This window comes from Streptomyces sp. MnatMP-M17 (genome assembly GCF_900091995.1).
Lineage (GTDB): Bacteria > Actinomycetota > Actinomycetes > Streptomycetales > Streptomycetaceae > Streptomyces.
In genome coordinates, this window is the sequence record NZ_FMDK01000405.1 from 1 (window position 1) to 7236 (window position 7236).

The 7236-nt window shown below is 70.7% G+C and carries 5 protein-coding genes and 1 pseudogene; 2 read left to right on the forward strand and 4 right to left on the reverse strand.

Annotated features, from left to right (window positions below; all coding sequences use genetic code 11):
* A pseudogene (locus GA0115259_RS18710) lies at positions 1–503 on the reverse strand (hypothetical protein); the annotation flags it as partial.
* A gap of 171 nt (positions 504–674) precedes the next feature.
* Here GA0115259_RS18710 and GA0115259_RS18715 point away from each other — a divergent pair.
* Positions 675–2723, forward strand: coding sequence for an MDR family MFS transporter (locus GA0115259_RS18715; protein WP_093598273.1), 2049 nt, complete (start codon positions 675–677; stop codon positions 2721–2723).
* 166 nt (positions 2724–2889) lie between these two features.
* Here GA0115259_RS18715 and GA0115259_RS18720 read toward each other — a convergent pair whose 3' ends face one another.
* Positions 2890–3558, reverse strand: a complete 669-nt coding sequence (locus GA0115259_RS18720) for an O-methyltransferase (RefSeq protein ID WP_093598276.1) — start codon at positions 3556–3558, stop codon at positions 2890–2892.
* Positions 3559–3854: 296 nt separating this feature from the next.
* Between GA0115259_RS18720 and GA0115259_RS18725 the strand changes: the two genes are divergently transcribed.
* Entirely contained in the window at positions 3855–5957 is a 2103-nt protein-coding gene (locus GA0115259_RS18725; protein WP_256098042.1) for a bifunctional glycosyltransferase 87/phosphatase PAP2 family protein, read from the forward strand.
* On the opposite strand, the gene GA0115259_RS18730 is transcribed toward GA0115259_RS18725, so the two are convergent.
* Complete coding sequence (locus GA0115259_RS18730; RefSeq protein WP_093598282.1) at positions 5958–6818, reverse strand: ECF transporter S component; 861 nt, start codon at positions 6816–6818, stop codon at positions 5958–5960.
* A partial coding sequence (locus GA0115259_RS18735) for an AAA family ATPase (RefSeq protein WP_161230413.1) occupies positions 6815–7236 on the reverse strand: 422 nt, incomplete at its 5' end. The genes GA0115259_RS18730 and GA0115259_RS18735, both read right to left, overlap by 4 nt.

Consider the following 7236-nt stretch of genomic DNA (forward strand, 5'->3'; position numbering starts at 1 on the left):
AAGGGCGGCGGCGGCTCCGTACGGTCGTCGCCCGCGTCGAGGGTCACGTATGGCCGTACGCGCAGCGGATTGAAGTCCTCCGCCTCGGCGATCTCCTGCGCGCTTGCCTCCGCGCGCTGCTCGGCGATCTCCTGCGCGGCGGCCCGCTGAGCGACTCGCCGAGCGGCTTGCTGATCCTCCGTCGGCTGCCCGGACTCCCGCGCGCCGGCCTGCGTGTCGGCCGGATCGTCCGCTCCAAGCGCCACTGCCTCCGGCGCTCCCTCCGCTTTCCGGGTGTCCGCCGGTTGAGCGTTCCGCGACGCGCCCGGCGTCGTGCCCGGCGACACGTCCGGTGGTCCCGGCGCGGCGGCTCCGGTGATCTTCGTCAGCGCCATCGTCGTCTCGGCGGCCGACTCCGCGGCCGTCTCCGGCGACACCGCTTCTGGCCGCTCCGCGCAGGCGCATCCGGGTCTGTCGTCGGCGGCGCGCGGTGTACCGCACTCGGGACAGAGCTGTCCGGTCAACGTGGGTTCCCTCCCCTTGAACTGCCGCCGATTATGCAGGCCGTGTGTGGAGGATGTGCGCGTACCCGGGTGCTACCCGGGTGCTCGGGCGGACTCTCGGCAGGCCATAACCGGACAGAGCGGACAGGATGGAATCCGGCGGATCCGCGGATGAGTCCCAGGAGCAGTCCCATGACGCAGGAAGTGAGTACCCCGGCCATAACCCGGGCCCCCGGCGACAGTCAGAAACCCCGTACCGTCCTGGTCGCCATATGCGCCCTGCTGATGGGACTGCTGGTCGCCTCGCTCGATCAGACCATCGTCTCCACCGCACTGCCGACCATAGTCAGCGACCTCGGAGGGCTGGAACATCTCTCCTGGGTCGTCACCGCCTATCTGCTGGCGTCCACCGCCGCTACTCCCTTGTGGGGCAAGCTCGGTGACCTGTACGGCCGTAAGCGGCTGTTCCAGACCGCGATAGTCATCTTCCTCATCGGCTCCGCGCTCTGCGGCATATCCCAGAACATGTCGCAGCTCATCGCCTTCCGCGCGGTCCAGGGCCTCGGCGGCGGGGGGCTGATCGTGCTGTCGATGGCGATTGTCGGCGATCTCGTCCCGCCGCGTGAACGCGGCAGGTACCAAGGGCTGTTCGGCGCCGTCTTCGGCGCGACCAGTGTGCTCGGCCCGCTGCTCGGCGGTTTCTTCACCCAGGAACTGAGCTGGCGTTGGGTCTTCTACATCAATCTGCCCGTCGGCGGCGTCGCGCTCGCGGTCATCGCCGCCTTCCTGCACATACCGGTCCACCGGACCAGGCACACCATCGACTACCTCGGCACCCTTCTGATCGCGTCCGTCGCCATCTGTCTCGTACTGGTCGCCTCGCTCGGCGGTACGACCTGGCCCTGGAGCTCCGCCGAGATCATCGGACTCGCCGCCCTCGGCGCCGTCCTGCTCGCGCTCTTCGTCCACGCCGAGCGGCGCGCGGCCGAACCCGTACTGCCGCTGCGGCTCTTCCGGCTCAGGGCCTTCACGCTCATCGCGGTCATCAGCTTTGTCGTCGGCTTCGCGATGTTCGGCGCGATGACCTATCTGCCGACGTTCCTTCAGGTCGTCCAGGGCGTGACACCCACGATGTCCGGTGTCCATCTGCTGCCACTGGTGCTCGGTCTGCTGATCACCTCGACCGTCTCCGGGCATGTCGTCAGCCATACCGGCCGCTGGAAGGCCTGCCCGATCCTGGGCGCCGCCATCACCGCCGTCGGACTGCTGCTGCTCCACCGGCTCACGGCGACCAGCGGCATCTGGGAGGCGAGCGTCTACTTCTTCGTCTTCGGCGCGGGCCTCGGACTGGTCATGCAGGTTCTGGTGCTGGTCGTGCAGAACTCCGTCAGCTACCAGGACCTCGGCGTCGCCACCTCGGGCGCGACCTTCTTCCGCTCGATCGGCGCGTCCTTCGGTGTCGCCATCTTCGGTACGGTCTTCAGCAATCTGCTGGCCGACCGGCTGACCGACGTCCTGGCGCGTGAATCGCCGCCGCCCGGTGTCGGGCCGAGCCAGCTGTCCGCCGATCCACGGGCCATCGAGCAACTGCCCACCGAGCTGCGGCCCGCCGTGCTGCACGCGTTCTCGACCTCCATCACCGATGTCTTCCTGTACGCGGCACCGGCCGTGCTGCTCGCCTTCGCCGTGGCGTGGTTCCTCAAGGAGGACAAGCTGCGCGGCTCGGTGACCGCGCCGGAGATCAGCGAGACGCTGGCGAGCAACCCGGTCGTACGCTCCTCGCACGACGAGGTGGCACGCGCGCTGTCGGTGCTCGGCACGCGCGAGGGCCGCCGCCGGATCTACGAGAGGATCACCGCGAAGGCGGGATACGACCTGCTCCCGGCGGCGAGTTGGCTGCTGCTGCGCATCCGGCGCCATGGCTCGGTCCAGCCGGGCGCGCTCCTGGAGGCCCTGTCCGTACCGGTGCGGTCCGTCACCGACGCGTCCCGGCAGGTGGAGGAGCGGGGGCTGGCCCGGCGCGAGGGCCTCGAACTGACGCTCACACCACGGGGCGTGGAGACGGCCGAGGTACTGGCGAAGGCGCGCGAGGACTCCTTGACGGAGCTGCTCGGCGACTGGTGGGGCCCAGGCCGGCCGAAGGACCTGGTGAAGCTGGTACGGGACCTCAACAGCGAACTGTGCGGAGCCGAGAGCGAACGCCCGCAGACCCCGTCCCCGCCAAGAGACCACGCCGTCTGAGCCCCGCGCCCTCCCCGTATCCAGCGGGCGGGCCGGGTCGGCCGGCGGATTACGGGCCCGGCGGCCCGTGCGCCGCCGTACCTCGCCCGTACCCTGTCGTAGCTCTCGCCGTGCCCGCCGCCGGGCCGTCAGGCCAAGGTGTCAGGCCAGGACGCGGGCGAGGGCGTCAGGCCAGGACGCGGGCCAGCAGGAAGCCGTCGTAGCCCTTGACACCGACTGTCTGGACGGCGGTCGCGGACAGTCGTGGGTTTGCCGCGATCAGGTCGATCATCTCTCGTGTGCCGACGACCGAAGGGTCGGTGCTCGTCCGGTCGGTGACGGCTCCGTTCCGTACGACGTTGTCCACGACGATGAGGCTGCCGGGACGTGTCAGCTTCAGGGACCATTCCAGATAGTGCGGATTGTTCGGCTTGTCCGCGTCGATGAAGACGAAGTCGAACGGGCCCGCGCCCTCGGCCTCCAGCACGGGAAGCGTCTCCAGCGCCGGTCCCGTTCTGACCTCGGCGATCTTGTCGAGCCCGGCGCGGGCCAGACTGGCGCGGGCCACCTCGGCATGGGTGGCGTCGTACTCCAGGGAGATCAGCCTGCCGTCGTCGGGCAGCGCGCGCCCCAGCCAGATGGTGCTGTAGCCGCCGAGCGTGCCGATCTCCAGGACCGTACGGGCGCCCTGGACGCGGGCGAGAAGCTGGAGCAGCTTGCCCTGGTTCGGTGCGACGTTGATGGCGGGCAGGCCGGCCGCGTCGGCGGCGGAGAGTGCCGCCGTGAGCGCTTCGTCGGCGGGTGCGAGCTGATCGGTGAAATAGCGGTCGACCGCGGTCCACTGCTCCTGGGACATGGAGGCCTCTCGTCCGTGCGCGGGTGTCGGAGTGCTGTCGGAGTACTGAGCTGGTTCCCGGTGGGAACATACCTCGGACGACCGGTGGCGGCGGCCGGTCATGGCCCGCGGCGGCACCGGCTCCGTCCCGCGCCCGGATGCCGTCGTGCCGGACACCTTCCGTAAGACATGGGCATTGAGACAAAACAGGGGTGACAGACAGGCGAAGAGGGGGTTGCCTGAGTCTTCTCGACCGGGCAATGCGAGGCTCATGCCCCAAGGACGGCGGTTTCGGACGGACGGAGGGTCGGCGCGGCGTGGTGAATGCGGAGCACAGCGTGCACGGCGGTGCGGCGGCGAGCGGAGCGGGCCCGCTGAAAGAGGGATTCGGCGCGGCGCGCGCGGTTCTCTGGCTCGTCGCCGCCGTGCTGGCGGTCAGACAGGCGACGGCGGTACTGAGACAGCCGCCCGGTGAACGGCTCACCGATCTGGAGACCTGGATCGGTGACAACGGCGTCCTGCATGTGTCGGGTTCGCTCTACGACACCGGCAAGTTCACCGGAACACCGTTCGCCGGGCTTGTGCTCAAACCGCTGGCTCGCTCGGCCGAGCAGAGCCTCGGCATCGTCTGGACCTTCGGGACGCTGCTGCTGGTCGTCGCCCTCGGCCTGGTCGTCGCCCGTGCCCTGCCGGGCCGGATCTCGCGCCGTACGGGACTGCTGGCCGCGCCGGTCACGATCAGTCTGCTCATGCTGTCCCTGCCCGTCCGCAACAGCTTCTACCTCGGCCAGACCAGCATCATTCCCGTCCTGCTGGTGCTGCTCGGCTGCTTCGCCGTACGCGGGGAACGCGGCTCCGGGCTGCTCGTCGGCATCGGCGCCGCCCTTCAGCCCGCCGTACTGCTCTTCGCGCCTCTGCTGTGGCTGACGGGCCGTAAGAAGGCCGCCGTGACCTCGGCGGGCACCTTCGCCGCCGCCACCGCGCTGGCATGGGCGGCGATGCCCGGCGACTCCTGGGCGTACTGGGTGCACCATGTGGCGGGCGCGGGCCTCGGCGAACGTGCCGACAGCCTCGCCAACCAGTCCTTGCACGGCGCGCTGCTCCGGGTGGGCCTGGAAGGCCCGCTGGAGATCGTGCTCTTCGCCGTCCTGGCGGTGGCCGTCGTCCTCGTCGGGCTGCGCCGCGCGGTCCGCTACGCGCGCGACGGGCAGCTGCTGCTCGCCGTGGCGCTGACCGGCTGCGCCGCGATCGCGGTCTCGCCGACCGCCTGGCAGCACCAGCTCCTGTGGGTGCTGCTGGCGCTCGTCGGCCGCGTCGGTACGCGCGCCAGGGACCGGCTGGTGTGGCCGGCCGTGGTGGTGCTGGTGATGACGCTGCCGGGCAAGATGCTGCTGCCGAACATCACGCTGCTCCACCCGCTGCGCGAGAACGTACCGCTGGTCGCGGCGCTGGCGGCGGCCTGCGCCGTACCGTTCCTGGCGCGCGCCTCGCCATACTTCGAACGGCCCGTCGCGACCGAGTACGCCCGGCCCGTGCCCGCGCGCTGGAGCCGTGTCCCGCTGTTGCCGTTCTGGCGGCGGTTGCTCGGCCGCCCGAATCTGCTGCTCGAACTGCTGGTCATCCGCGTCGGCTACTCCGTCTACTCCCATATCCGGCTCGCCGCGACCGGAGGCCGCGAGGCCGCCGAGGAACACGGCCGTCAGATCGTCTCCGTCGAGCGGGCCCTGGGCATCGACATCGAGCACTGGATCAACCGCGCGGTGGCGAGGACGGAGTGGGCCGAGAGCTTCTTCAACTTCTACTACACGTCTTTCCACTTCGTGGTACCGCTGACGATCCTCGGTGTCCTGTACGTACGCCGGCCCGCCGACTACCGCTGGGCCCGCTCCTCGCTCGGCTTCGCCACGGTCCTCGCGCTGCTGGGCTTCTGGCTCTATCCGCTGGCACCGCCACGGCTGATGCCGGGCATGGGCTTCATCGACACGGTGCACGGACCGCAGGATCTGACCAATCCGGACTACGGCGCGCTGACCGCGCTCACCAACCAGTACGCGGCGATGCCCTCGCTGCACTTCGGATGGTCGCTGTGGTGCGGTCTGGTGATCGCCGTCCTGGCGCCGAAGCTCTGGATGAAACCGCTCGGGCTGCTGCATCCGCTCTTCACGGTCTGCGCGATCGTGGCGACGGGCAACCACTGGGTTCTGGACGCGGCGGGCGGCGCGGCGGTCGTGGGCGCGGGCTTCGGGCTGACCTATCTGCTGGCGGGACCGAGGAAGCTGCTGCCACGGGCGGTAACGAAGGCGGATCCGTTCCCGAAGGGACGGAGCGCGGAAACGGGGGACGGTGGTGCTGCGGCGGACGGCGGTGCGGCGGTCGCGGCCGGGGGAGGCGGAGGCGCGCGGGAGTCAGGCAGCGGCTGATCAGCGCGATCCGGGCGTCTCGCGGTCCTCCGTCCCGTACTCCTCGTACTCCTCGAAGACCGCCTGCGCGTCGAACGCCGCCCTCCGTGTCGCCCTGCGCAGCGCCTTGAGCACTGTCGCGCCGGCGGTCAGTGTCAGTACGACCGTGATCGCGGCCCGGCCCAGGTCCCAGCCGAGCGAGGTCGCCGCGCAGTACGCGAGGAAGCGGACGAGATTCTCCCGGAGCGGATCGCCGGCGTCGAAGGAGATGCCGGAGGAGAGCCCGCCGATCGTGGTCCAGCCCTGGAGGTTCATGACCGTGCCGTACGCGAACGACGCGCACGTCCCGTACAGCGCGAGCATCAGCAGTTCGGCGCGCCCGCGCAGCCAATCGGCGCCCGGCAGCAGGCCCGCGCCCATGGTGGCCCAGCCCATCGAGAGCATCTGGAACGGCATCCACGGTCCCACGCCGCCCGTCAGCAGCGCGGACGCGAACATGGTGACCGCGCCGAGTACGAAGCCGAAGCCGGGCCCGAGCACCCGTCCGCTCAGCACCATCAGAAAGAACATGGGCTCCAGTCCCGCCGTGCCCGCGCCCAGCGGGCGCAGCGCCGCGCCCACCGCCGCCAGCACTCCGAGCATCGCCACGGCCTTGGCGTCCAGGCCCGAATCGGCGATCGTCGCGACCACGACGGCCACGAGGAGCGGGAGCAGCGCGGCGAAAAGCCACGGCGCGTCTCCGGAGTGCGCGAGCCCGGACGACGGGCCCGCGAGCAGCGGCCAGCCGAAGGCGGCCACTCCGATCGCGCTGATGAGGACGAGGGCACAGATCGCGCGCGGGCCGAGCCGTACGGCGCGGGCCTGAGGGACCGGCGGTGTCATTCCGTTCCCTCGGCTGTTGTGGCCGGCGTAGCCGTCGCCTTCGTCGTAGGCGCCGGGGTCGGGGTCGGCGTGGCCTGCCTCTCAAGCGCCGTGCGCACCTGTGTCACCGTCAGCCACTCCCTGGGCGCCATCACCTTCGCGACCTGCGGTGCGAAGGCCGGCGACGAGACGACCACGCGGGCCGTCGGACCGTCCGCCACGATCTCGCCGTCGGCCAGGATGACCACGCGGTGGGCAAGCTCTGCGGCCAGTTCGACATCGTGTGTGGCGAGGACGATCGCATGGCCCTCGGCCGCGAGCGCCCGTAGCGCCCGGACCAGCCGGGCCTTCGCCGCGTAGTCCAGACCGCGCGTCGGCTCGTCCAGGAGGACCAGCGGCGGGCGCCCGGTGAGGACGACGGCGAGGGCGAGCGCCAGCC